This is a genomic window from Vibrio mediterranei, from assembly GCF_013364395.1.
In the GTDB taxonomy this organism is placed as follows: Bacteria; Pseudomonadota; Gammaproteobacteria; order Enterobacterales; family Vibrionaceae; genus Vibrio; species Vibrio mediterranei.
This window is the reverse complement of record NZ_JABXGK010000008.1, coordinates 1,716,419-1,742,677: the sequence shown is the minus strand read 5'-3', so window position 1 is coordinate 1,742,677 and position 26,259 is coordinate 1,716,419. Positions and strand designations below refer to the sequence as shown.

Below are 26,259 nucleotides of genomic sequence, written 5' to 3'. Positions count from 1 at the left end.
ATTCGCGTAAAAAAATGTAAAGTCGTCTCAAAGGCTATTGTGTGTTGCAACTTGGATAGGTATCTTCAGACTCAGAATTTTTAAGTGTTTTTTCTACTTACTTGAATGAGACGTTGTGATGCTCGCTAAAAGCGTATCTACAATCTGTAGCTTGCTCGCGATCCTGGTAATACTCGTATTATCCAGTGGTGCTGTGCGTGCAGATGTCTCGTCACCGCAATCAACACTGAGCATGGCGCAAGTCATGCATGTGAAGTTCTGCGGTATCACCTCCGATACATTGCAAACTGAGGACTCAGGCTGTTGTGAGCCTGGAGGAACCTGCTTCGAAAAGCAGTGTTGTTCCCATGGTCACGCATCAGGCTCTGCTTTAGTTGAGACGCCACAAGATTCTCGCCTTGCTCCGTATCGTTATGAACTCACACAAAGACTGGCTAGTCTTTATACGAGCGCAGATATGCACTCGCTCTACCGACCTCCCATCGCCTAGTTCCTGTCTTACAGCGCTTCGCTGTTAACAATTTTATTGCGTGATTACTCACGCGGACTTGTTGTGTGTGCAAATAAAGCTATTTGCACCATCCTGTGATGGGAATAAAAAATGAAAACTAAATCCAAAGCTTGTGGCAAGCTCAATGCCACGCCTCTGTGCTATCTCATTCGTTGTAGTAAATTAGGAGGTTGTGATGTCGCATAAACAGCTACCTATTTTACTGTTTGTCTCAGTGTGCCTTATTTGGGGAACGACGTGGTTTGCAATGGAAGTGGCCGTTGAGACTATTCCACCAATTTTCGCAACGGGCATGCGTTTTCTCATCGCTGCGCCTCTATTGGTGATGCTGGCGAAATACCTAAAACAACCGTTATTCTTTCCTAAAGGAAAGCGAGCGTGGATGTATGTGGTCGCAATTTTCTACTTTGCGATTCCGTTTACGTTGATGATATTTGGCGAGCAATATATTTCCTCTGGGTTGGCTTCGATTATCTTCGCCAACATGCCGATTGCGGTGATGGTTATGTCGAGCCTGTTTCTTGGTTTACGCCTGCGAAAAGTTCAAATCGCAGGACTGTTAGTCGCGGTGTTAAGTCTCATTCTGATTCTGGCGACAGAGATGAAATTGGGAGGCAAAAACTACTTGGTTGGCTTTGCTGCCCTAGGGGGGGCGGTAGCGATTCATGCAGTTATGTATGTGTTTGTGGAACGGTTTTGCAAAGGCACGCCAGTGCTGACCTATAATGCGGTACCAAGCTTTCTTGCGTCATTGTTTTTGTTGTTCACTTCTTGGGTGATTGAGCAACCAGACATAAGCCTGTTCACATTGGACTCGATGACAGCGGTGTTGTACCTAGGGGTATTTGCCAGTGTCGGCGGCATTGTGGCGTATTTCAAATTAGGCCAGGTGTCTACGCCGTTTACTGCTTCGATCTGTTTTCTGTTCTTTCCGCTTATCGCATTGAGTATTTCTACATGGATTGCTGGGAACTCGATCTCGTTAGTATCTGTGGGTCTACTTTTACCTTTGCTTGGCGGGATTTTTGTCACCAAAGCCGAACCTGAGTTTTGGTTAAAGTATCAGCGAACAAGGCCGAAACCAAAGTTGTGTGAGATGTGTATGAAGGAAATGATGGACTAAGTTTCACTTACGTTTAGCAAAAAAAAGCCGCCCAGAGAAGACTCTGCGCGGCTTTCTGTTGAGTTCAATGATTAGCTGGCAATTTGCGCTTTTTTCGTTGAACCAGATTTAGATGCGTTAACCAATAAGATTCCCACAGTCAGTACCATTGAACCGCAAAGTAGGAACAATAGGCGTCCTGTTGGTTCATTTGGAATTAGAGCCATAGCAAGGATACCGAAACCAGCCACACTGATAAGTTTACCTAGCATTGAACGCTGTTTAGTATCTAGATTTTGCTGCTCTTCACCTTCTGCAACAATCGGGGTATTCCAGTTGGTAAATAACTGTTCTACTTCTTTCTCACGCTCAGGCGATAGTCCTCGGTAGAATTTAGTCGTTAGGATGAAGAAGCCACCAGTGAACACAACGTGTGCTGCTAAGCTCAATCCAACTTTAAGATCTCCCCACTCACGACCTGTTAGAGCTTGCTCCAAACCGAACAGGTGCTCAATGTCTTCTGCTTGTAGTGAGATACCGAAGATGTAAGAAACGAAACCACCGACGATAAGTGTTGCCCAACCAGCCCAATCTGGCGTTTTGCGAATCCACATACCAAGTAGCACCGGGATAAGCATTGGGAAGCCGATAAGCGCTCCAACGTTCAATACGATGTCGAATAAGCTCAGGTGACGCAACGAGTTAATAAACAAACCGATACCGATGATGATAAAGCCCATCATGATAGTGGTAAGTTTACTTACTATAACTAGCTCTTTTTGAGACGCGTGAGGGCGAACAATAGGGCTGTAGAAGTTCATCACAAAGATACCAGCATTACGGTTTAGACCAGAGTCCATCGAAGACATAGTCGCCGCGAACATAGCTGACATAAGTAGACCCACCATGCCTGCTGGCATTACGTTCTGCACAAATGCTAGGTATGCCGCGTCACCGCCTACTGAACCATATTGCTCAGCAAAGTCAGGCATAAATGCTGCTACGTACCATGGTGGTAGGAACCAAATTAGTGGGCCAACGACCATTAGGATACAGGCTAGACCAGCCGCTTTACGCGCGTTCTCACTGTCTTTAGCACATAGGTAACGGTAAGCGTTGATGCTGTTGTTCATAACACCGAACTGTTTAACGAAGATGAACACTACCCAAAGGATAAAGATGCTCACGTAGTTCAGGTTATTACCCATCATGAAGTCGCCTTGGAAATTATCTACGATATTTCCTAGACCACCACCGTGGAAGTACGCTGCAACTGCACAGGTGATTGTCACAGCCATGATGACCAACATCTGCATGAAGTCAGACGCTACGACCGCCCATGAACCACCTGTTACTGCCATTAGCATCAGTACTAGACCAGTAACAACGATTGTTGCTTCCATTGGGATGTTGAATACAGCTGCCACGAAGATTGCTAGACCGTTCAACCAAATACCGGCTGAGATCAAGCTGTCTGGCATACCAGCCCAAGTGAAGAACTGCTCTGAAGTTTTACCGAAGCGTTGACGAATCGCTTCAATTGCCGTTACTACTCGTAACTGACGGAATTTTGGTGCGAAGTAGAGGTAGTTCATGAAGTAGCCAAATGCATTGGCTAAGAATAGGATTACAACAACGAAACCGTCGTTGAACGCGCGTCCTGCGGCACCTGTAAACGTCCATGCTGAAAACTGTGTCATGAAAGCGGTAGCACCTACCATCCACCATAACATCTTACCGCCACCTCTAAAGTAATCACTGGTCGACGTGGTGAACTTACGGAACATCCAACCGATAGCGATCAGGAAAAAGAAGTAGGCGAGTACTACAAGAGTATCAATAGTCATGTTTCAGCCTTATATCATTCATACTGACGATTATAGTAAATAATCTTCTTGTAGTTTTGTATTACAATAAGCTTAAAGTGTGATGGGAGACGCATCTTTATTTTGTGTGGAAAACGATACATAAATCCTCACAAATTAACTCTAATACAAATCAACGAGTTATGTACGAGTTATATTTGAATTTGCTTTGCCTATTGTGCGGTTGTTACGCCTATGCTTTTTCAAACGGTGAAGACTTCAAGTGAAAGTGGGCAGATATGCACTTATTGTGGGACAAAAAAAGCGAGCCAATGGCTCGCTAATTCCCGAATTAAACTGCAAGGTCAATACGGATTAGTTTACGTGCGCAACTGCATCTTTAACCAGTTGACCGAGTTCTTCCCAGCGACCTTCGTCTATTAGGTTGGTAGGAACCATCCATGTACCGCCACAAGCCAATACTGACTTGATAGACAGATAGTCGTCGACGTTCTTGAGGCTTACACCGCCTGTAGGCATGAATTTTACTGGGTAAACCGCCGTAAGTGCTTTTAGCATGTTTACGCCACCTGAAGGTTCTGCAGGGAAAAACTTAAGTGTACGTAAGCCCATCTCCATTGCTTGTTCAACAAGGCTTGGGTTATTTACGCCCGGTACAATTGGTACGTTTTTATCCAAACAATATTGGACTGTTCGTGGGTTAAAGCCAGGACTTACGATGAAATCAACACCCGCTTCAATTGCTTGGTCAACCTGCGCGTTAGTCAGCACAGTACCTGCGCCGATAAGCATTTCAGGGAACTCTTTACGCATTACAGCGATAGCTTCAGCTGCACACTCAGTGCGGAACGTAATCTCAGCGCATGGCATACCGTTGTCAACCAACGCTTTGCCTAGTGGAATAGCGTCTTCAACTTTGTTAATGGCAATTACTGGAATTACTTTCAAGCTTGCTAGCTGTTCGTTTAATGTCGTCATTTTATTTGTCCTACTAATCAAGAGTTGGTGTTGCGTTCTTGGGAATAATGGCACCGCGATGCTGAATAACCGTACCTGCGACTTTGTGACCCATTGCGGCTGACTTTAGAGCATCGCCGCCAGTTAGGCGTTTCGCTAGGTAACCTGCGCTAAACGAGTCGCCAGCTGCAGTGGTGTCGATAATATTGTCAACTGGTTTAGGTGCGACGTAATTAGCCTGATCGTTCACAATAACCAAACAATCTTTCGCGCCTCGCTTAATAGCAATCTCTGAGACGCCAGCTTCGCTTGTGCGTTCAATACATTGCTCAACAAACATGTCACCAAACAAGGCCTGTTCATCTTCAAATGTTAACAAGGCAGTATCGGTATAGCTAAGCATCGCTTTGTAAGTATTGATTGCTGTGAGCTGATCTGCCCACAATTTCGGGCGGAAGTTGTTGTCAAAGAAGACATGCCCGCCTTTTTCTTTAAATGCTTTTAGGAAGCCGAACAACTTATCGCGTCCTGAATCAGTCAGGATCGCAAGGGTAATACCACTTAAGTAAACCGCATCGTAACCTAATAAGGTGTCGATGAGTTGTTCTGATTCTTGTTGGTCGAAAACGAATTTGGCCGCTGCATCATTTCGCCAATAAAAGAAGGTACGCTCACCAGTTTCATCGGTTTCAATGTGGTATAGGCCCGGCATTTTGTCATTAAGGCGCAGAATTAAGCTTGTATCGATACCTTCTTGATTCCAGCCCTCTATCATCTCAGCCGAGAACGGATCGTTACCTAGTGCTGTAATGTAACTTACTTTAATGTCGTGAGCATGAGTTAGCCGAGATAGATATAGTGCAGTATTGAGCGTATCACCGCCAAAGGCTTGTTTTAAAAGGTCACCTTTGCGCTGTAGTTCTACCATGCATTCGCCGATGATGGCGATTTTGTATTGGTTCATTGTGTGCGATCCCACTTTGGAGTGATTAACTTAAAAAGTCTTCACGTGAAGGAGAAAAAATATCGAGTAGAACACTATCTTGTTCTAGTGCGGTGGTGCCATGGTCAAGAAGCTTTTTCACCATAAATGCATCACCCGCCTTTAACTCACGCTTTTGCCCATCGACGATAGCTTCAAAACGGCCACTGACGACATAAACAATCTGATCGTGTATTTCATGCCTATGTATCGTACCGCTTGCTCCTTTGTCGTAACAAAGATGCATCGCCATCAGATCATCGGTAAAGCCGACAATCTTACGTTTGATGCCTTGACTCACCTGTTCCCAGGGGTGTTCATCAGCAGAGAAAAAACGGTGCACTAACTGCCTCCTAGACCAAGTTAATGTCTACTCTTAAATTCGTTGACGTCATAATAAGCAGATTTATTAATTTGTAATACAATAAGCTTACTACAATGTGATCTTGATCTGTTTTATTATTAAAACGCCGTTTTAATAATGTGTAATTTACCAGTTTGTGCCCGTGAATAGTAGTGTTCATATCGCACATCCTTGGTTAAATGTGACTAATGTCCACTTTTGTCTGATTTCTTGTATGACAATAATGCATATTGTATTACTTTATATGGGTCGGATTTATAGATTCAATAGATTTTGAGGGTGAAAATGTCCACATTGGTTCAACCCATACTGTTAAACGAAGACGAAATAGAGCAATTACGAAGAGAGCTCGGTCGCGATACCTTAATGGGTAAAGCGATTGCAAAAGCCATCAAAGATGTTGAAGCATTCATGAAGCTTCCTCTTGAAGTACCAGGTCACGGTGAAGCAGGTGGCTACGAGCACAACCGCCACAAGCAAAACTATACTTACATGAACATAGCGGGTCGTATGTTCCTCATTACGGGGGATGATCGTTACGCTAAGTTTGTGCGTGATTTACTGGCAATGTATGCAGACCTATATCTCACCTTCGATTTTCATGTTCAAAAGAACACGAACCCAACAGGGCGTCTGTTCCACCAAATTCTAAACGAACACGTATGGCTAATGTTTACTAGCCTTGCATACTCATGTGTTGCCGCAACCATGAGTGAAGAAGAACGCCAGAACGTGGTTGACCGTCTGTTTAACCCAATGCTGGATATGTTCACTGTGAAATACGGCCATGATTTCGACCGTATTCATAACCACGGTGTTTGGGCAGTAGCGGCCGTTGGTATTTGTGGCCTAGCGGTTAACCGTCGTGAGTTCCTAGAGAAATCCGTATTTGGTCTTGAGAACAACGGCACGGGTGGTTTCCTAGCGCAGATCACTCAGCTGTTTGCTCCGTCGGGTTACTACATTGAAGGTCCTTATTACCACCGCTATGCGATTCGTCCACTGTGTGTGTTTGCTGAGGTTCTTCATCGTCATATGCCAGAACTCGACATCTTCAATTACAAAGATGGTGTGATTGGTAACACGGTTGAGGCGATGCTAGCAACGGCCTACCCAAATGGTCAGTTCCCAGCACTTAACGATGCATCTCGCACGATGAGCATCAATGATGCGGGTGTGCAGGTCGCAGTAAGTCAGTACGCCAAGCACTATGGTATCAACGATAACCTACTCGGTATGGCGAAGATCCAAGACTCTGTGTGGGTGCACGGCTGTGGTCTGGAGCTATCACAAGCGTTTGAAAAAGCGACGGATGTGGGTCTTCCATTCTGGCCAAGCGTTGAGCTCAACGAAGGACCAAATGGTGACCGCGGTGCGCAAGGCTTTATGCGCGTGCAGGACAAAAACAAAGACGTATTCCAGCTAGTGATGAACTATGGTCAGCACGGCATGGGACATGGCAACTTTGATACGCTGGGTATTTCTTACTTCAACCGAGGTAAAGAAGTGCTTCGTGAATACGGCTTTGGCCGTTGGGTTAACGTTGAACCTAAGTTTGGTGGACGCTACCTAGACGAGAACAAAACCTATGCTCGTCAGACGATTGCTCACAACGCAGTGACGGTTGACGAAACGTGCCAAAACTACTTTGACGTAGAGCGTGCTGACAGCGTACACGGTCTGCCACACTTCTTTGCTGCAGACAACGAGCAGATCGTTGGTATGAGTGCTTTTGCTAATGAGCACTACGACGGTGTACAGCAGCAGCGCAGCGTGTTCATGTTGAAACATGACGATCTTGAAGCGCCATTACTCATCGATCTATTTCGCCTAACAGGCGAAGGTGAGCACCAGTACGATTATTCGTATCAGTTTGATGGTCAGGTGATCCGCACCAACTTTGAATACCAGGCACATAAAGAGCTCAACGTATTGAGCGAAGAGCTTGGCTATCGCCACCTTTGGAATGTAGCACAAGGCGAAGCAAACGAGACGGCGCTAGTCAGCTGGCTACAAGAAGACAGCTACTATACTTGGCTAGGTACCAGCTCGAATGACAATGGCGAGGTTATCTTCACTCGCACGGGTGCCAATGACCCAAGCTTTAACCTACGTAGTGAGCAAAGCTTTATTCTTCGCACTAAGGGTGAAGACACTCTATTCGCATCGGTAATTGAGACACACGGTTACTTCAACGAAGAGTTTGAGCAATCGGTCAGTGCCCGTGGCAGCGTTAAAAATATTCAAGTTGTTGGTCACAACGCGCAAGCGTCAGTGGTAGAGATTGAGACGGAAACCTCTCGCTTTACGCTAATGGTTAGCAACAACCCACAAGTTACTAAAGATACAACCAACAATGCTGAGATCGCAGGTAAAACCTACTCTTGGGTTGGCTGTTTCGCGATTGAGCAGGAGACACTATAAATGAGCTATCAACCACTACTATTGAACTTTGAGGAAGCAGCGGAGCTGCGCAAAGATCTAGGTAAGGAAACCTTGCTAGGTAAGAAACTAGCGCGTGATATTGCTCAAGTGAATGACTACATGGCTGAAGTGGGCATTGAAGTCCCTGGCCACGGTGAAGGCGGCGGTTACGAGCATAACCGTCATAAGCAAAACTATATTCATATCGACTTAGCTGGTCGTTTGTTCCTTATCACTGAGGAAACTAAATACCGTGATTACATCGTAGAGATGCTAACCGCGTACGCGAATGTTTATCCAACACTGGAAAGCAACGTTAGCCGTGATACTAACCCACCGGGTAAAATCTTCCACCAAACGCTAAACGAAAACATGTGGATGCTTTACGCATCTTGCGCATACAGCTGCGTGTACCACACGCTTTCGGATGAGCAAAAGCAACACATCGAAACAGACCTATTCAAACAGATGATCGACCTTTTCGTTGTGACTTATGGTCACGACTTCGACATCGTCCACAACCACGGTCTGTGGGCAGTAGCCGCTGTGGGTATTTGTGGCTATGCGATCAACGATCAACAGTCTGTTGATAAAGCGCTTTACGGTCTGAAGCTTGACAAAGTAAGCGGCGGTTTCCTAGCTCAGCTAGACCAACTGTTCTCGCCAGACGGCTACTATATGGAAGGTCCTTACTACCACCGCTTCTCGCTGCGTCCAATCTATCTGTTCGCAGAAGCGATTGAGCGTCGTCAACCAGAGATCGGTATCTATGAGTTTAACGACTCAGTGATCAAGACGACTTCTTACGCGGTATTCTCGACAGCTTTCCCTGACGGCACGCTACCAGCACTAAACGATTCGTCGAAAACCATCAGCATTAATGATGAAGGCGTTATTATGGCGACAAGCGTGTGCTACCACCGCTATGAGCAAAGCGAAACGTTGCTTAGCATGGCAAACCACCAACAAGACGTTTGGGTTCAATCTGCAGGTAAAACTCTGTCTGATGCAGTTGATGCTGCGGATGAAATTAAGCCGTTTAACTGGGGTAGCTTGTTTGTCACTGACGGTCCTAAAGGTGAGAAAGGTGGACTTACTATTCTCCGTCATCGCGATGCTCAAGACGATGATACGATGGCTCTTCTATGGTTTGGTCAACACGGCTCTGATCACCAGTATCACTCTGCTCTTGACCACGGTCATTACGATGGGCTTCATTTAAGCGTATTTAATCGTGGACAAGAAGTTCTGCACGATTATGGTTTCGGTCGTTGGGTAAACGTAGAGCCTAAGTTTGGTGGTCGCTATATCCCTGAGAACAAGTCGTACTGTAAGCAGACGGTCGCGCATAACACAGTAACAGTTGATCAAAGAACGCAAAACAACTTCGACACGGCAACCGCGGAGTCTCGTTTTGGCTCGAAGCAGTTCTTTAAAGCTGATGATGCAAAACTGCAAGGTATGAGCGGTAAAATCAGCGAGTACTATGAAGGCGTGGATATGCAGCGTTCAGTGCTACTGGCTGACATAGAAGAATTCGAGAAACCATTGGTTATTGACGTTTACCGTATCAAAGCGGACAAAGAGCACTCTTACGATCTCCCCGTTCACTTTTCTGGTCAAATCATTCGTACCGACTTTGAATACAGCACAGAATCTACATTGCGCCCAATGGGTGAAAACTTTGGTTATCAGCATCTATGGAACTTAGCTAGTGGTAACGTTGAAGGTAGCTCTCTTGTATCTTGGTTACACGGCAACAGCTACTACAGCTTGATAACAAGTGCAGTAGCAGATTCAAAAGTGTACTTTGCGCGCCTAGGTGCTAACGATCCAGACTTCAATCTACGCAGCGAGCCTGCACTTATCTTGCGTCAATCTGGTCAGAATCATGTATTTGCTTCTGTACTTGAAACTCATGGTTATTTTAACGAAGAGTTTGAGGCTTCAGTGGGAGCCCGTGGTCTTGTCGAAGCGGTGACAACGCTGGCTGATAATGACGATGCGACTGTCATTGAAGTGACAACCACAACAGGTAATGCATATCGATTTGCCATCAGTAACCGCGAAGCGGGGCAACAAGAGTTATTACATGAAATGACGATTGGCGACGAAAGCGTGAGTTTTACTGGCTCGTTTGCTCAACTCTAAGTCTATATCTATTTCTAGCCGGGCATTGCCCGGCTTTTTGCGTTGACGATTTTAGCAATTTAAAAGGGGAACTATGGACACTCTTGATGGTGTGATTGTCATTGGCTATTTTGCTTTTGTGCTGTTCGCTGCGTTAGCTTTCAAGCGTTTTACTACTGACTCATCTGGCTTTATTCGTGGTGGTGGAGCGATGATGTGGTGGATGGCTGGCGCGACGGCCTTTATGACTCAGTTCTCCGCGTGGACATTTACTGGTGCTGCGGCAAAAGCTTATGAGGATGGCCTAACTGTGCTATTTATCTTCTGGGGCAACGCACTCGGTTTCTTTGTAGCGGCTTGGTATTTTGCCGAACGCTATCGAAAGCTACGCGTTGAAACGGCGATGGAAGTGATTAAGGTTCGTTTTGGTCGTAGTTCAGAGCAGGTCTACACTTGGATTTCTTTTCCTCTTACCATTTTATCTGGTGCAATATGGCTCAATGGCTTAGGGATCTTTGCTTCTGCGGTATTTAATATCGATTTAATGGTTACCATTATTGGTGTTGGTTGCTTGGTGACGTTTATTGCGGTGAGTGGCGGCTCATGGACGGTATCAGCGACGAATGTGATTCAACTGATTTTGCTGGTGGCTATTACGATGGCGGTTGGCGTTTACGCACTCATTGAAATTGGTGGTCCATCTGAACTAATTAATCAATACCCGACTGAAACGTATATGGGGCATGACATCAGTTATTGGCAGATCTTCTGGTTATGGGTCGTGGTTATGATGATGAAGCAAACCATGAACACCAATAACGCATTATCCTGTTACCGCTTTTTGGTGACAACCAATGAGAAAGAAGCGAAAAAAGCGGCTCTGGTTACGGGTATTCTTTTCATTGTTGGACCTGTTATGTGGTTCGTGCCGCCATGGGCAACAGCAGCAATGGGTGTTGACTTGATGGCGTATTATCCAACGTTAGGCACGAGTGCCAATAACGCTGCATATGTTTACTATATTGACCACTTCTTACCTGCTGGGATGTTAGGTTTGGTATTAGCTGCAATGATTGCTGCGACGATTTCTCCAATGACAACAGCATTGAACCGTAATGCAGGTATTTTCGTGCGTAATGTCTATCAATCCATTATTAAACCTCAAGCTAACGAAGTAGAGCAGCTTCGCGTGGGGCAAGTAGCCACATTAGTGAATGGTGTGCTTTGCGTTCTTGCTGCCTTGATGTTTGCGTCGATTAAAGAATACAGTTTCTTCGATATCATGATGTTATTTGGTGCGCTACTACAGACACCACTTTCTATTCCATCGCTGTTGGCGTTTGTGACGTTAAAAACACCAGACTGGTCTGGCTGGGCGACTATTGCTGTGGGACTCTGTGTGTCAGCATTTATGCAGTTCATATTCCAAGTGGATTGGTTGTTACCACTGTTCGATACAGCAAGCTTTAGCCATCGTGAAACAGTGGATCTGCAAGTCGCAGCGACCATGTTAGCTCACCTCTTTATTACCGGCGGGTTCTTCATGATGACACGTTATTTTTATCAAAAGCCGATTGGTGCGAGATTAGGTGAGTTGAATACGCTGAAAAAGAATTTACTCACGCCGATTAGTAAAGAAGAAGAGGCACCTGTAGATTTTCGTCAAGGCGCTTATCTAGGAAGAATGTGTCAAGTGCTAGGATTGCTGGTGGTGCTTATTTCAATGACGACTGACTCGTTACGTGATGGCAGTATTTTTGTTGTCATTGGTGCTCTTATAGTGTTGGCTGGTACTCATTTATATCGAACCAGACATAATGACGACAAGTTAGAAGATGCGACTTCATATTAAAATTACCGTATTAACAATACATTAGTTGAATTTTCACTCTAGGATAGAATTTGAGTGAATTTTATTTATCGGAGTGGCTAGTGTCGGTAAAGATCTATCATCTTGAGGGGCTGAAATAGTTGCTTCACTATTGAGACCCTTTTCCTCATACAGTTTTGGCATTATGGAAATATTTCAGCAGCAACACGAAGCGATTGCTTTCATTGGATTAGCGTTAGCTTTTGTTTGTGGATTTTCAGCAGTGTTTTGGCAAGCTCATCAATAAGGCAAATACATGTTCGATGTCCCTACTCTAGAAGCGCTAGCATTGGTATTGGTTGTCTTTATCGGCGGTTTTGTTTACCGCTCGAAAATTGAAGACTAATACGCATTGTCACGACGATCCAAAAGGCCCTAGTCATCATTGACTAGGGCCTTTGCTTTTATACTTGATTAGGTGTTTAGCTTAAATAGAGAAACTTCCGACACTAACTCTTCCATTCTTTGTTTCACAATGTGCATTTCTTTGTTCATTTTCTGAATATTACTATCGGTTTCCTCCACCATAGAGAGCAGGTTATCGATATCTGATTCAACCGATTGTGTGGTTTGTGCTTGTTCTTCAGTCGCTGTCGCGATACTGCTGTTGTAGTCTGTGATCTTCTTGGTGGTGCCAATAAGTGTTTCGATCATGGCATTGGTTTCCGATACCATAGATTGTGCCGAATAACTGGCATCACGACTTTGCTGCATGTTCTCAAATGAGGTTTTCGCGTTACTAGAGATATCATCCAGAAGGTTGCGGATGACTTCAGTTGATTCTTTGCTGCGCTGAGCAAGTGAACGAACCTCGTCTGCTACCACGGCAAACCCACGCCCTTGCTCACCCGCTCGTGCTGCCTCAATAGCGGCATTCAGCGCCAGCAAATTGGTCTGCTCAGAGATGGCATTAATGTTGTCGAGAATCTCAGACACGTTCGCCATCTTCACTTCCAACTGTTCTAGACACGTGTAGGTGTCGTCAACACTCGAAATTAACTTGGTCGTGGTCGAGAGTGAATGTTCCCCATGGCTTTGACACTGCATTGCATCATTCTGAGCGCTATCAGCGCTTTGTTGGGCTTCTACGGTAATGCCCGCCATTTCTTGACTGGTTTGGGCCATTTCTGTCATAGCCGTTGCGATATTGTCACAACGCAGATGAGTTTGCTGACTCACGGTTTGAGTCGAGGCGACCAACCTACTCATTTCTGCCATTTCTTGCTCAGTTTTTTGTGCGACATCGAGAGAGGTTTGTAATGCCGATGCAAAGCTGTCCGTTAGCTGATTAAAGTGGTGAGCGATGTTGCCAAGTTCATCTTTTTGCTCACAAGGCAGTTTTAGGCTCAAATCCTTGCTGCGCGCAATGGTATCGATTTGTTCGACAAAACGACTAACACGGCGATGTAGGCGATTGGTTGACATGAATGCGATGATGGAGAGAGGTAGCACCACAAATAATGTTAAAGCGATATACGCATAGACTAGCTGCTGTGCTTGTTGCTGGTTTTGTAACGCCAGTGCTGTCATATCGTTGGCAATGGAATCAGCCATAGACTTAATTTGTCCGATACGCTTAGTAGCAAGTTCAAACCAAAGAGAAGCACTTGGTCCTTGCAAGTTGTCCAGCGTTGTTTTCTGTGACAGGTAATCTTGTTGAATGGCATTCACGTCACGCCAGTTTGAACTGTTAGTCATTGCGGATAGCTGATGAGCTTGCTCGGCGGAAAACAGAAGTGTTGCTTGACGAAGGGCATAGGCTTCGGTTGCGATATAACTGGTGATGTTGGCGTATGCATCCAGTGTTGAACGTTGTCCGGCAAATGCACCATTGAGAGCGCCACGAGCTTTACCGGCTTCCTCTTTCATAGCTAGTAAGGCATGTAGACCACGTAACTGCTGTTCAAGCTTTGGTGCGTCAACCTGAGTTAAAATTACCGATAGATTATCAAGCGCCATGCGGTTGATATTGGAGTAAAACGCAAAGGGTGAATCCTTGATATTCAGAGTATCAACTTGCTGGCGAATGCTATTGCGTTGTTCCAACTGTTGTCGAACATCCTGGCTTAAACGGTCTATCAGTTGTTTGTCCAACACTTGTGGTGCAAAGGCCAATAGACTTTGATACGCCTGATCGGCTTTCACCCTTTGCTGTTTAAGTGCTGTGACTTGCGGCCCTTGTCCTTTGGATGCTACCACACCTGCCGTTAATCCTCGTTCAACAGCAAATTGATGAGCAATGTTATCGAACAGATGGAACAGCTCGACCGCTTCTTGTGATGCTTGGGCATGGTCGGCACGTTCTTGGGCTTTGAAGATCTGGGTAGCGATGAGTCCCATCAAAAGTGTTGTTGGAATTAGAAAAACCAAGAGAATGGTGTTTTTAATATTAAGTAACTTAAGAAGGTTAGGCATTGTATAAACCGTGTATAAAAAACTGGATGCGTAACCTAAAGATTTTACAGAGTTCAATACACGTATTACACGTCAGGGTATTAGAACTTTGATACGATACGAGAAGCGTCAATGGTTTGATGAGTGTCAATTTTTTGGCTACCACTTTGTGGTTATAAAGCAAAGTGGTAGCCAATAAAATTGAGAGATTCTTCCGAGCTTCAACAAGGAGGAGATCATTTCTTGGCCATGTTAGGCTGCCTGGTGAGTACTAAAGTTACCTAACAATGCGTCATAAAATTCGCTGTCATCGAGAATGCCAACGACTCTACCAGACTCAACCAACAAAATCGGTAACCCACTACGCTGCTTAAGTTCTATTGCTTCTCTCATACCGATGTCTGGACTGGCGACCACGACGGTACTTTGATCAATATGGGTCAGATCACCTCGATTTGCATCCCAATGGACGAGCTTTAGTTCCTCGTCTTTAACAATGCTGAGTTTGCCATTCGCTTGATTGACCCAAACCGATTGATCGGAACAGATCTGCAAACGATCATGTTCTTGCTTTAACTCACTTGCTGGTTGCATTAATGAGCGGCCTTTAAGTACGTTAAGTGGGTTAGTGTGAGCAACAAAGTCACGGACGTAGTCGTTTTCTGGTGTGAGGATAATTTCTTCTGGCTTCGCATGTTGAATTAGTTTGCCAGATTCCATAATGGCAATATTGTTGCCTATTTTTAGAGCCTCATCCAAATCGTGACTGACGAATAGAATCGTCTTATTGAGTTTCTCTTGGAGAAGAATCAGCTCATCTTGAAGCTGGGTTCGAATCAATGGATCTAGGGCAGAAAAGGGTTCGTCCATCAATAAGATGTCAGTATCCATGGCAAATGCACGAGCGAGTCCAACACGCTGCTGCATACCACCTGATAGCTCATGCGGGTACTTATCTTCCCACTCAGAGAGACCAACAAGCTCTAGCTGCTCGCGTGCTTTGTTTCGCCTTGTCGACTTCGACATGCCTTGCAGTTCAAGTCCAAAAGCTACATTGTCCAACACGGTTAGCCAAGGCATCAAAGCAAATTTCTGAAAGACCATAGAAACACGATGAGTACGTAGGTGACGTAACGTTTCGTCATCACAAGTGGCTAAATCAACATAATCGTCACCATTTTTCAGCGCTAATGAGCCTCGGGAGATGGTGTTTAAGCCGTTGACTGCACGGAGTAAGCTGGACTTACCTGAGCCTGAAAGTCCCATCAGGACGCAAATCTCACCTTCTTTTACGCTCATCGACACATTGTCGACCCCGACGACTTGCGAGGTTTGGTCGATGATTTCTTGACGAGTTTTGCCTTGGTCAAGTTGCTCAAGCGCTAATTGCGGCTTATCACCGAAGACAACGTCTAGGTTTTTAATCGTAATGGCATCCATGACTAGGCTTCCTTTTGATTCGGCGATTTACAGAGTCGGTCTAAGATAATAGCAACTAGGACAATCGCTAATCCGGCTTCAAATCCTTGAGAAATATTGACCGTATTTAGGGCTCGAACGACGGGTTTACCCAGTCCATCCGCACCGACGAGAGCGGCGATGACCACCATGGATAAAGACAGCATGATGCATTGGGTCACGCCAGCCATGATGCTGGGCATGGCCGCTGGCAGTTCTACTTTAAACAACAGCTTCATTCGTGTGGCACCAAATGCCTTGCCTGCTTCCACCAACTCTTCCGGTACTTTGGTGATGCCAAGGTAAGTTAGTCTAATTGGCGCGGCGATGGCGAAAATAATGGTGGAGATCAATCCAGGAACAATACCCAGCCCAAACAGAACCAAAGTTGGAATCAGATAGACGAAAGTGGGGACGGTTTGCATTAAGTCGAGAATGGGGCGCAGCAACGTATACAGCCAAGGGCGGTGTGCTGCCATGATGCCAAGAGGTACGCCAATTAATACAGAAATCGTTGTCGCGGCAAACACCAAAACAAAGGTTTCTAGCATTTCTTGCCAGTAGCCAAGGTTCAAAATCGTCAGCAAAGCACCAATGACAAATAGTACCAAAGGGATACTACGGTGCAGATACCAAGCAATGGCTGCGGTCATAATGATCGGCATTGCAGGTGGCATCCATTTAAACACATCAACGACGAACAAAATGATGGTTTCAAGGAAGATAGAAATTGCGTCGAACAGGCCTGCGGCATTGAATGTCAGCCAGTCGACACCTGCTTCCATCCATTGACCCAGAGGGATTTTGTTGTCAGTAATAAAATTCACAATACAACCTTAGTGTTTTCGAGTGGACAGTTATGCCCACTCATTTTGAATTACGCTTTTGAGTCGATGTAGCTTTGTACTGCTGCGTTTGCGTCTTCACCCGATAGAGTTGTTACGCCAGATAGCCAAGCTTCTACTTGCTTTGGATTTGCCTTCATCCATTGCTGTGCCGCTTTTGACGGTTGTACATTTTGATTTAAGATGGCTTCCATCAATTGGTTTTCCATCTCAAGGCTGAACTCTAGATTTTTCAGCAGTTGACCCACGTTTTGGCATTCAGATAGATAGTTGGCACGCACGTTGGTGTAAACGTTGGCACCGCCGTAGTTAGGACCGAAGTAATCGTCGCCGCCAGAGAGATACTCCATTTCGATATTGCTGTTCATTGGGTGTGGTGCCCAACCCAAATACACAATCCATTGGTTGCGGCGTGCAGCGCGAGAAACCTGAGATACCATGCCAGCTTCACTAGATTCGACTAAGTTAAAGCCCTTGAGGCCGAAAGCATCACTGTCGATCATGGATTGAATAAGGCGGTTACCATCGTTGCCTGGTTCTATGCCGTAGATACGATCGCGGAATTTGTCGGCATGTTTGGCTAGATCAGCAAAGCTTTTTACGCCAGCGTCATAGACATATTTAGGCACGGCTAGGGTGTACTTAGCACCTTCTAGATTGGCACGAACGGTTTCTACGGTTTTGGCTTCACGATATTTAGCGATATCTCCCTCCATCGTAGGCATCCAGTTGCCAAGGAAGATATCGATATCACCGTTCGCCATTGAAGAGTAAGTGACAGGTACTGACAGAAGATCGGTTTTGGTTTTATAACCCATCCCTTTTAGTAGTTCCGTAGTGACCGCAGTGGTTGCAGTGATGTCTGTCCAACCAACATCGGCAAAACGTACCGTTTCACATTGGTTGGCATAGGCGTTCATCGCCAGACTACTAAGAGCGAGTGCTGAGAGTGTTTTTGTCATCGTTGACATGCTATTTCCTTTTTATTTTTGGCTGACTTTGGTGGACTTAGTCCAGCTCTCTCAATGGAGAGCCAATTCGTTGTGTTTGTTCCCAGTTCGGGGCGAGCCAAACGGGTTGCTTGTCTTGTTGAAGAGGTTTACCCAAGATGATGTCGGCAGCGCGCTCGGCAACCATGATGGTTGGACCGTTAAGATTGCCGTTTGGAATCGTTGGGAAAATGGAAGAATCGACCACGCGTAGTGCTTTGATACCGCGAACGCGGCACTGCTCGTCGAGTACGGCTAGTGGGTCATTATCGGCTCCCATTTTGCAGCTGCAAGAAGGGTGATATGCGCTTTCTACGTTCTGCTTTACCCACTCATCGATAGCGTCGTCGCTTTGAATATGGAGCCCAGGTTGAATCTCATCACCGCGGTAGGCATCCATTGCGGGTTGATTTAGAATCTCACGAGTCAGGCGAATGCAGTCTCGCCAATCTTGGCGATCTTGCTCGGTCGAGATGTAATTGAACTCAATTAATGGCTTGTCATGTGGATTTGCCGAACGAATCTCTACGGTGCCACGGCTCTCGGGTTTATTAGGCCCCACATGCACTTGGAAACCATGCCCATCAAAAGCCGCTTGCCCGTCATAGCGCATAGCAGCTGGAAGAAAGTGGTATTGAATGTTGGGCCACTTAAGCCCTTTACGAGAACGAATAAACGCGCAAGATTCAAAGTGGTTGGTCGCACCTAAGCCTTTACGAGTAAGAATCCATTCTGCGCCAATAAGCCCTTTGCTCACCAAACCGAGTTTGCTGTTTAGCGTGATTGGCTGAGAGCAGTGGTATTGGAAATACACTTCAAGGTGGTCTTGAAGATTAGCACCTACACCAGCGAGGTCATGTTCTACCGTCACGCCTGCGCGCTCCAACACCTTCTTAGGACCGATTCCGGAAAGCTGCAAGAGCTGCACTGAGCCGATAGAACCAGCGCTAGAAATGACTTCCTTGTTCACTTTGGCATCGACGACAATACCAGACTTTTCATACTGGACGCCGACAGCTTGCTTTGCTTCCAATAAGACTTTATGAACCACGACACCTTTAATCAGCGTGAGGTTAGGGCGCTTGAGGGCACGTTTTAGATAGGCATTGGATGTAGAAGCTCGGACCCCACCATCAACGGTCATATGCATCGGACCAAAGCCTTCTTGCTGATAACCGTTATAGTCTTGAGTTTCAGGGTAACCGGCTTCTTTGCCTGCATCGATAAAGGCTTGATAGAGTGGGTTACGAGTCATGTTATTGCCATTGCAAGTGCCAACTGGGCCGTCCCCACCACGATACTCATCGCTGCCACCATCCCAAGACTCTGCGCGGCGGAAATAGGGTAAACAAGACTGGTAGTTCCAACCTTTTGCACCTTGTTGTTCCCATTGGTCGAAATCACAAGCATGCCCGCGAGCATACACCATTCCGTTAATGGATGAGCTACCGCCAAGCACTTTACCGCGAGGACAATGTAGCTTGCGCCCATCTAGACCCGCCTCTTCAGTGGTTTCAAATTGCCAAGCGTATTTTTCGGTGTTCATTGGGTAAGAGAGGGCTGTTGGCATCTGAATAAAAATACTTTTATCGCTGCCACCTGCTTCTAACAGTAATACAGAGTGCTCACCGCTTTCCGTTAGTCGGTCTGCCAACACACAGCCAGCCGATCCCGCGCCGACGATAATATAATCGTAGCGTTGTTCCATAATCTGTCTCCGTAAACTCATCGTTAGGCGTAAGGGCTGACGTATTCGCCAAGCTCGATTAAAACACTCTTAGTTTGGGTGTAATGCCTTAAGGTCTCAGGTCCATTTTCACGGCCAATACCAGAATGCTTATATCCGCCTACGGGCATTTCTGCTGGAGAATCACCCCATGTGTTCACCCAGCAAATACCAGCTTGCATTTGATGAATAACGCGATGTGCTCGTGCTAAATCTTGAGTGAAAAGTCCAGCGGCCAATCCATAATCGGTGTCGTTAGCGCGTGCAATAACGTCTTGTTCGTCATTGAAAGTAAGTACTGACATTACAGGTCCGAAGATCTCCTGCTGTACATGCGGCATGTTGTCGTCACAATCGACGAAGACAGTTGGCACGACGAAGTTACCTTTGTCTAACCCATTTTCAGTCACCTGATAACCGCCAGTCAGTAGGGTTGCGCCACTTTTCTTAGCACTTTCAATGGCGTCTAAAACTTTAGATAAATGCGTTTTTGAAATGAGGGCACCAACTTGAGTTTTGCTGTCCATCGGGTTACCAACGATCAGTTTTTCAGTGCGGGATTTCAGCTGCTCAATAAAGGCTGAGTATATAGATTGATGTACAAAGACGCGGGTGCCGTTAGTGCAGACCTCGCCTTGGGTATAGAAATTAGCGACCATAGCGGCAGATACTGCGTCATCCAGTTTAGCGTCTTCAAAGATGATCATTGGAGACTTACCGCCAAGCTCCATGGTGACGTGTTTAAGGGTTCGAGCACTATCAGCCATGACTTTCTTCCCTGTACCTGATTCACCGGTAAAGGAAACTTTGGCAATATCAGGATGTGCTGTCAGCATCTGACCAACCCGATGATCACCTTGAATCACATTGAAAACACCATCTGGTACTCCCGCTTCACTATAGACTTCCGCAAGCTTTAGTGCGCTTAGAGGCGTTTCTTCCGAAGGCTTGAAAATCATGGCATTACCCGCAGCAAGTGCCGGTGCAGACTTCCACATAGCAATTTGAATCGGGTAGTTCCAGGCGCCAATTCCCGCGCAGATGCCTAAAGGTTCACGTCTGGTGTAGAAAAACTGATTCTCGCTAAGTGGTTGTTGCTCACCTTGTAATGCTGGAGCGAGACCAGCGTAGTATTCGATGACGTCGGCACCAGTGGCAATATCCACTTCAAGGGCTTCTTGTAGTGGTTTTCCGGTGTCAGTAACTTCGAGAGCAGCGAGTTCAGAATTGCGTTCGCGCAGCAATGCCACTGCCTTGAGAAGAATTCGACTGCGTTTAATGGGGCTCATCGCAGACCAAATGGCGAAGCCTTTTTTAGCAGATTCAATAGCAAACGCTAAGTCCTCAGAATTTGCTTGGACGATTTCAGCTAAGGGCTCACCGTTAGCAGGATTATAGGTAGTAAAGTATTCGTCGGATGAGCCTTGTTGAAGTTGTCCGTCGATGTAGAGTGTTTTCATATCCATTTGAAAGTCTGACTTATGATTATTTTAATGAGTAAAAAGTGAGTTGCTTATCTAGATAATCGTTGATGATGAAACGGGCTTTTTCAGCGTCAATACCTTCTGGGGTCAAGGTGCCTCTTAGCCAAATTCCATCGATAAGCGCAGCGATACCGTTAGCAACGACATCGGCTTGTTCCGGTGTGAGCAAAGTGTTGAGTTCAATCTTAAGGTGCGATAACAGGCGTTTTTCATTGACACGTTGTAGGCGCTTCAACTGGACGTCGTGCATTGAATAAGACCAAAACGCTAACCAAGTTTTCGCCACTTTATTTTCTGCCTGAAATCCTACGAAATTGGCGTCAATAATGGCATTGATACGTTTGACATGTTCTGTTTTGGGGATTCGACTCAGGTGAGATGTCACGGTTCTAGAAAGCTGCCTTAGGATCTCTCGCATGGTCTCTTCGAGAAGGCCGTGCTTACCACCAAAATAGTGATTGATGATACCTGTAGAGACGCCTGCTTCCTTGGCAATTAAAGAGATACTCGCGGCGTGCAAGCCCACACGATCTATAACAGACATGGCTGCTTGAACTAGCTGTGGTTTCCTGACTAATGGCATGCCAACTTTCGGCATTTGAACTCCCTTTTATTTTTAATTGAACGTTCAGTTAAATATAAAATGCCTGAAAAAAGATTTGAGTTCAAATTAAATCTCTCTTTTTTCGTAACCAGTAAGTAAACATTTTTTAACACAACCAAAGAGTGGGTCTATCATTCGACACCAAAGAAACAGGTCAATAAAAGTGCTAAACCAAGCTGTGTAGTTGATTTGTTGGCATCTAATTCATTGATTTAAAATGATTGCTTTGGCTTTTAATTTGTCTGGGAGTGAAAGGTTTGGAATTTCGGTTCAGCGGAAAAACCATATTGAGTAGGCTGACTTGGCTCAATAAATATTTAGAGTACGAACTATTAAGAAATAACAACGCAAGAGAGTCACTAAGAAGGGGCATTTGGAGAAGCGCAATGGGCAGTTAAGAGAGTCTCTACTGCCCATTGCGTTAGCGTTTAAATGAAGTCTTTACGCATTGGGGTAAAGTTATCAATTAAGATACCGGCTTTTAAGCACTTACAGCCGTGCATAATGTTTGGCACTTTATAAACAGTATCTCCCGCTTTGACGATTTTTGTCTCTTCACCTACTGTGAATTCAAATTCACCAGAGACAACATAGGTAATTTGCTCGTGAGGGTGGTTGTGCATTGGTGCAACCGTTCCATCTTCGAAGTGTACTTCGACGGTCATCATGTTTTCACAATGCGCCAACACTTTGCGGCGTAGGCCGCCACCTTGATCTTCTAATGCTACATCTTTGTTGTATACGAACATTGCTGTTTCCTCTAAATCAGGTTTAAACTGCCTCTAATAGGGCAAGTCTTTGGTTGTGATCATCTAATAATTGGCGTGATGCGACTTTTGCAGAGTCTGCATCGCCAGTCATAATTGCGTCGTAAATATCCCCATGCTCTTCAATACAGAATCGCCCGCCCACGGCAGCTTCATCGATAAAAGTCTTAAAAAGCGATTCAAGAATATTGGCAAAAGGGACGTAAAACGGATTAGCTGTCGCTAAGAATATCGTTTTGTGAAAGGCATGATCGTTATGTGTCCACGCTGTGTAGTCGTGATTAAACGCGGCCTGTTTCATGTTTTGAAAACAGACAGACAGTGCCTTGCGATGCTCGATAGAGGCATTTCTCGCTGCCATGGAGCAGGCTTCTGGTTCAATCGCTTTTCGAAGTCCCAAAAATTGGGTGAGGAAGCGTTGGACATTATCAGTGTCTTTTACCCAGTCAAGAAATTGAGGGTCGAGAAAGTGCCAATGGTGACGAGCTGTCACATTGGTCCCGACTTTAGGTTTTGACTCGATTAAGCCTTTGGCAGAAAGCAGTTTAGTGGACTCACGAAGTGCAGTACGGCTGATGCCAAACTTCTCGCAAAGTTCTAACTCGCTCGGCAACTTTTCACCTTCTTCTAATTCACCGGTAAGGATTTTGCTGGCGATTTCTTTTGCCACTTGAACGTGAATTCTTCTGCTAGAGTCTGCCACGGTATGGAACGTAGCCATAGTTCTGACCTTGTTGGTTGTTAGGTTCACACGTCAATTAAGTTCACGTGTGTTTGTGTAATAACTATATAATCATACAATATCACTTAATGGCGTCAATGGACAAAATAGTAAAAAAACAATTCTAGGTCGCAAACTGAGCATGAGACTCGGATTATGTGATGGGTAACACGTAAATTAGCCGGTTATTGGGTAATAGGGTGGTTAATTGGGGCAAAACGTAAGACATTTACACTGAATAAATGCGATGTATCACATCTATTATGGAAAGTTTAGTGATAGAATAGCTGCTAAAATAATACATAAACACTTTAAGTAAGCGATAAAGATATGTCAGGTAAGTTTAATTCTATTACGGGTTCAAAGCGCAGTATCCACGTCCAGGTCGCTCGTGAAATTGCTCGAGGTATTCTCTCTGGTGATTTGCCGGAAGGTTCAATTATTCCAGGCGAAATGGCGTTGTGTGAACAATTTGGTATAAGCCGTACTGCACTTCGTGAAGCAGTTAAGCTATTGACGTCGAAAGGCTTGCTTGAATCTAGACCTAAAATTGGTACACGTGTTGTCGATCGCGCGTACTGGAACTTTCTCGATCCACAGTTGATCGAGTGGATGGATGGTCTTAACGATGTAGAACAGTTCTGCGGTCAGTTCCTTGGACTGCGCCGTGCTATTGAACCAGAAGCATGTGCGTTAGCGGCCAAATTCGCGTCTGCAGAGCAACGAATTGAGTTGTCTGCGACCTTCCAAGAAATGGTCGAAGTGTCTAAAGAAGAAAACTTTGAACAGTCTAAATGGTTAGATGTTGATACTCGTTTCCACAGTTTGATTTTTAATGCGACGGGCAATGACTTTTATCTCCCGTTTGGCAATATTCTTACCACTATGTTCGTTAACTTTATCCAGTTCTCTTCAGACGGCGGCTCGACGTGTATCAACGAACACCGAGCTATTTACGAAGCGATCATGGCAGGGGATAGTGACAAAGCTCGTGAGGCGTCAGCAAACCATCTACGCGAAGAAAACCACAGGCTTCCTGTAGCAAGTTAACACCAAGAGATGAGCGCGCTTGTTAACAATTTGAAGAAAAAGGCAGCATATAAGCTGCCTTTTTTGTATCCAAAGTGCACCATTGTGAAATTTCTATTGATATAATAATACAAAATGTCAGTTGGAGACTTCACATGCCTCACGCGCTTCTACCCAATATCACGCAATTTCTATGTAGCGTTGATCCGTTCGATAAACTTCCCAAAGAGCTGGTTCGTAAGGTCGCTGCGGAAATAAAAATCACCTATTTGGGTAAGGGTGAGGTGATTGACCCTTGTAACGGGCAGTCTGGGCTTAGTGGAGAAGGGGATAATTTGCCGAAAAGCCAACAGAAGTTTCTATATGTCATTCGAACTGGTTCTATGGAGCAACGCAAACCCGATGGCGTTCTTCGCGCAAGACTGGGAAGTGAAGATTTGTTTGGCTTTACTTTTCTCGATGATCAAGTTTCTAAAGAGGCGGGTTATCAAGCGGTTGCCATCGAAAATACGCTTCTATATTTAATCCCTCATTCTACGCTTGAAACCATCTTTAAACGTAATCCAGAGTACGCGGAACACTTTGCTTCTCAAGCGCAAGTTCGCCTTAAATCTGCACTAGATGTTGTTTGGTCCAATAAAGAAAAAGGTCTGTTTATTAAAAAGGTGTCTGATGTGGCGAGTGGAGTCATTGCGATTGTTGATGCCTCTATGTCGATTAAAGATGTCGCACACGAAATGCGAGTTGTTAAACGATCTTCAACTGCGGTGGTGTGCGACAACGGCAAGTTAGTTGGCCTAATGACGGATCGTGATATGACCAAACGAGTCATCGCAGAAGGCCATGATAACAGCGCTCCGATTAGGGATGTGATGACGCCTAATCCACTAACAGTCAGCCCAAACGATCTGGTTTTGCATGCCGCATCATTGATGATGCAACATAATGTTCGGGGTTTACCCGTTGTTTCTGAGGGTAAAGTGGTGGGCCTGCTGACCACTTCGCACTTGGTGCAGAATCATCGCATGCAAGCGATATTTCTTATCGAAAAAATCAAATACGCTACCAGTGTTCGTAACATGGCGAGTTTCACCACGGAACGTCAGGCCATATTTGAAGCCCTAGTAGAAGGAAATGTCGCACCTGAGACCATAGGTCGGGTAATGTCGATGATTATGGATGCGTACAATCGTCGAATTATTCAGATTGCGATTGATAAACTGGGGGAGCCACCATGTCAGTTTTCGTGGATAGTTGCAGGCTCTCACGCTCGAAATGAAGTTCACATGCTTTCAGATCAAGACAATGCAATCATTCTTAGTGATGAGGCGACCGAGAATGACAAAGTCTACTTCCGGCACTTATCACAGTATGTCTCAAATGGGCTTGCTGCTTGCGGATATCCCTTGTGTCCGGGTAAATATATGGCAGCTACGCCCAAATGGTGTCAGCCATTGTCGACATGGAAACACTATTATAAAAAATGGGTATCGAACCCTGAGTACGAAAGACTCTTGAATATCAGCGTGTTCTTGGAAATTCGCTGTGTTTATGGTGAAGCGAGCTATGCCGATATATTACGCGATGAACTTCACTCCAACATTCGTAGCAACCGTGAGTTTTTAGGGATTTTGACTCGAGATGCTATTAATACGTCACCCCCTCTTGGTGTTTTTAACAGCCTAGTGCTGGAAAAAACAGGCGAGAACAAGAAAACTCTGAATATAAAAAAATACGCGATAAACCTCGTTATTGATTTAGCGCGTATTTACGGTCTTGCCGTAGAATGCGACTCGTCGAATACCGACGAACGATTCACTCAAGCCAATGAGCAAGGCATGTTAAGTGATGACTCATATAAAAACATTATCAATGCTTACCATTACATTCTTATGTTTAGACAGCATCATCAGCTACAAGCGCTAAAACGAGGTGAGCAGCCGGATAATCACATCAATCCCGATTCATTTGGCAGTTTTGAACGTGGCAACTTGAAAGATGCATTTAGAATCATTTCTACGTTGCAAGATGCGGTTAAACTCCGGTTTGGTGGGAGGTTGTAACTAGTGGCTGGTG

20 protein-coding genes are annotated in these 26,259 nt (G+C 45.3%); 7 read left to right on the top strand and 13 right to left on the bottom strand.

Annotated features, from left to right (window positions below):
- Window positions 1-118 precede the first annotated feature (118 nt).
- Window positions 119-490, top strand: coding sequence for a hypothetical protein (locus tag HOP38_RS24885; RefSeq protein WP_006069858.1), 372 nt, complete (start codon window positions 119-121; stop codon window positions 488-490).
- A 196-nt stretch (window positions 491-686) separates the two neighbouring features.
- The gene (locus HOP38_RS24880; RefSeq protein WP_198559246.1) at window positions 687-1,634 is read left to right on the top strand and encodes a DMT family transporter; all 948 of its coding nucleotides are present in this window, start codon (window positions 687-689) and stop codon (window positions 1,632-1,634) included.
- A gap of 71 nt (window positions 1,635-1,705) precedes the next feature.
- Here the strand turns inward: HOP38_RS24880 and HOP38_RS24875 are convergent, their stop codons facing one another.
- The 4 genes from HOP38_RS24875 to HOP38_RS24860 form a co-directional block, all read right to left on the bottom strand.
- Complete coding sequence (locus tag HOP38_RS24875; protein WP_006069860.1) at window positions 1,706-3,460, bottom strand: sodium:solute symporter family transporter; 1,755 nt, start codon at window positions 3,458-3,460, stop codon at window positions 1,706-1,708.
- A 333-nt stretch (window positions 3,461-3,793) separates the two neighbouring features.
- On the bottom strand, window positions 3,794-4,417 hold the full coding sequence (locus tag HOP38_RS24870; RefSeq protein ID WP_006069861.1) for a bifunctional 4-hydroxy-2-oxoglutarate aldolase/2-dehydro-3-deoxy-phosphogluconate aldolase: 624 nt from the start codon (window positions 4,415-4,417) through the stop codon (window positions 3,794-3,796).
- Window positions 4,418-4,430: 13 nt separating this feature from the next.
- Entirely contained in the window at window positions 4,431-5,360 is a 930-nt protein-coding gene (gene kdgK, locus HOP38_RS24865) for a 2-dehydro-3-deoxygluconokinase (RefSeq protein ID WP_006069862.1), read from the bottom strand.
- A gap of 25 nt (window positions 5,361-5,385) precedes the next feature.
- On the bottom strand, window positions 5,386-5,721 hold the full coding sequence (locus tag HOP38_RS24860) for a cupin domain-containing protein (protein WP_031496039.1): 336 nt from the start codon (window positions 5,719-5,721) through the stop codon (window positions 5,386-5,388).
- 306 nt (window positions 5,722-6,027) lie between these two features.
- Here HOP38_RS24860 and HOP38_RS24855 point away from each other — a divergent pair, with 306 nt between their 5' ends.
- From HOP38_RS24855 to HOP38_RS24845, 3 genes are all read left to right on the top strand, one after another.
- Window positions 6,028-8,166 (top strand): heparinase II/III domain-containing protein, encoded by a 2,139-nt coding sequence (locus tag HOP38_RS24855; RefSeq protein WP_198559245.1) that lies wholly within the window; start codon window positions 6,028-6,030, stop codon window positions 8,164-8,166.
- Window positions 8,167-10,317, top strand: a complete 2,151-nt coding sequence (locus HOP38_RS24850) for a heparinase II/III domain-containing protein (RefSeq protein WP_198559244.1) — start codon at window positions 8,167-8,169, stop codon at window positions 10,315-10,317. It abuts the gene before it with no gap.
- A 73-nt stretch (window positions 10,318-10,390) separates the two neighbouring features.
- Complete coding sequence (locus HOP38_RS24845; RefSeq protein WP_198559243.1) at window positions 10,391-12,148, top strand: sodium:solute symporter family transporter; 1,758 nt, start codon at window positions 10,391-10,393, stop codon at window positions 12,146-12,148.
- A 432-nt stretch (window positions 12,149-12,580) separates the two neighbouring features.
- On the opposite strand, the gene HOP38_RS24840 is transcribed toward HOP38_RS24845, so the two are convergent.
- The 9 genes from HOP38_RS24840 to HOP38_RS24800 form a co-directional block, all read right to left on the bottom strand.
- Window positions 12,581-14,581, bottom strand: a complete 2,001-nt coding sequence (locus tag HOP38_RS24840; protein WP_006070263.1) for a methyl-accepting chemotaxis protein — start codon at window positions 14,579-14,581, stop codon at window positions 12,581-12,583.
- A gap of 231 nt (window positions 14,582-14,812) precedes the next feature.
- A complete protein-coding gene (choV, locus tag HOP38_RS24835; protein ID WP_038227515.1) occupies window positions 14,813-16,000 on the bottom strand; it encodes a choline ABC transporter ATP-binding protein in 1,188 nt (395 codons plus the stop codon).
- Between the two features lie 2 nt (window positions 16,001-16,002).
- On the bottom strand, window positions 16,003-16,845 hold the full coding sequence (choW, locus tag HOP38_RS24830) for a choline ABC transporter permease subunit (RefSeq protein WP_006070265.1): 843 nt from the start codon (window positions 16,843-16,845) through the stop codon (window positions 16,003-16,005).
- Between the two features lie 50 nt (window positions 16,846-16,895).
- On the bottom strand, window positions 16,896-17,834 hold the full coding sequence (locus tag HOP38_RS24825) for a choline ABC transporter substrate-binding protein (RefSeq protein WP_198559242.1): 939 nt from the start codon (window positions 17,832-17,834) through the stop codon (window positions 16,896-16,898).
- 37 nt (window positions 17,835-17,871) lie between these two features.
- Entirely contained in the window at window positions 17,872-19,560 is a 1,689-nt protein-coding gene (gene betA / locus HOP38_RS24820; RefSeq protein WP_198559241.1) for a choline dehydrogenase, read from the bottom strand.
- A 23-nt stretch (window positions 19,561-19,583) separates the two neighbouring features.
- Complete coding sequence (gene betB / locus HOP38_RS24815; protein ID WP_198559240.1) at window positions 19,584-21,044, bottom strand: betaine-aldehyde dehydrogenase; 1,461 nt, start codon at window positions 21,042-21,044, stop codon at window positions 19,584-19,586.
- A gap of 19 nt (window positions 21,045-21,063) precedes the next feature.
- Window positions 21,064-21,660 (bottom strand): transcriptional regulator BetI, encoded by a 597-nt coding sequence (gene betI, locus HOP38_RS24810; protein WP_038227511.1) that lies wholly within the window; start codon window positions 21,658-21,660, stop codon window positions 21,064-21,066.
- 434 nt (window positions 21,661-22,094) lie between these two features.
- Complete coding sequence (locus tag HOP38_RS24805; RefSeq protein ID WP_006070270.1) at window positions 22,095-22,415, bottom strand: cupin domain-containing protein; 321 nt, start codon at window positions 22,413-22,415, stop codon at window positions 22,095-22,097.
- Window positions 22,416-22,437: 22 nt separating this feature from the next.
- Entirely contained in the window at window positions 22,438-23,154 is a 717-nt protein-coding gene (locus HOP38_RS24800; RefSeq protein WP_006070271.1) for a FadR/GntR family transcriptional regulator, read from the bottom strand.
- Window positions 23,155-23,484: 330 nt separating this feature from the next.
- Between HOP38_RS24800 and HOP38_RS24795 the strand changes: the two genes are divergently transcribed.
- Window positions 23,485-24,204, top strand: coding sequence for a FadR/GntR family transcriptional regulator (locus tag HOP38_RS24795; RefSeq protein WP_006070272.1), 720 nt, complete (start codon window positions 23,485-23,487; stop codon window positions 24,202-24,204).
- 134 nt (window positions 24,205-24,338) lie between these two features.
- Window positions 24,339-26,246 (top strand): DUF294 nucleotidyltransferase-like domain-containing protein, encoded by a 1,908-nt coding sequence (locus HOP38_RS24790; protein WP_198559239.1) that lies wholly within the window; start codon window positions 24,339-24,341, stop codon window positions 26,244-26,246.
- The last annotated feature ends 13 nt before the right edge of the window (window positions 26,247-26,259 follow it).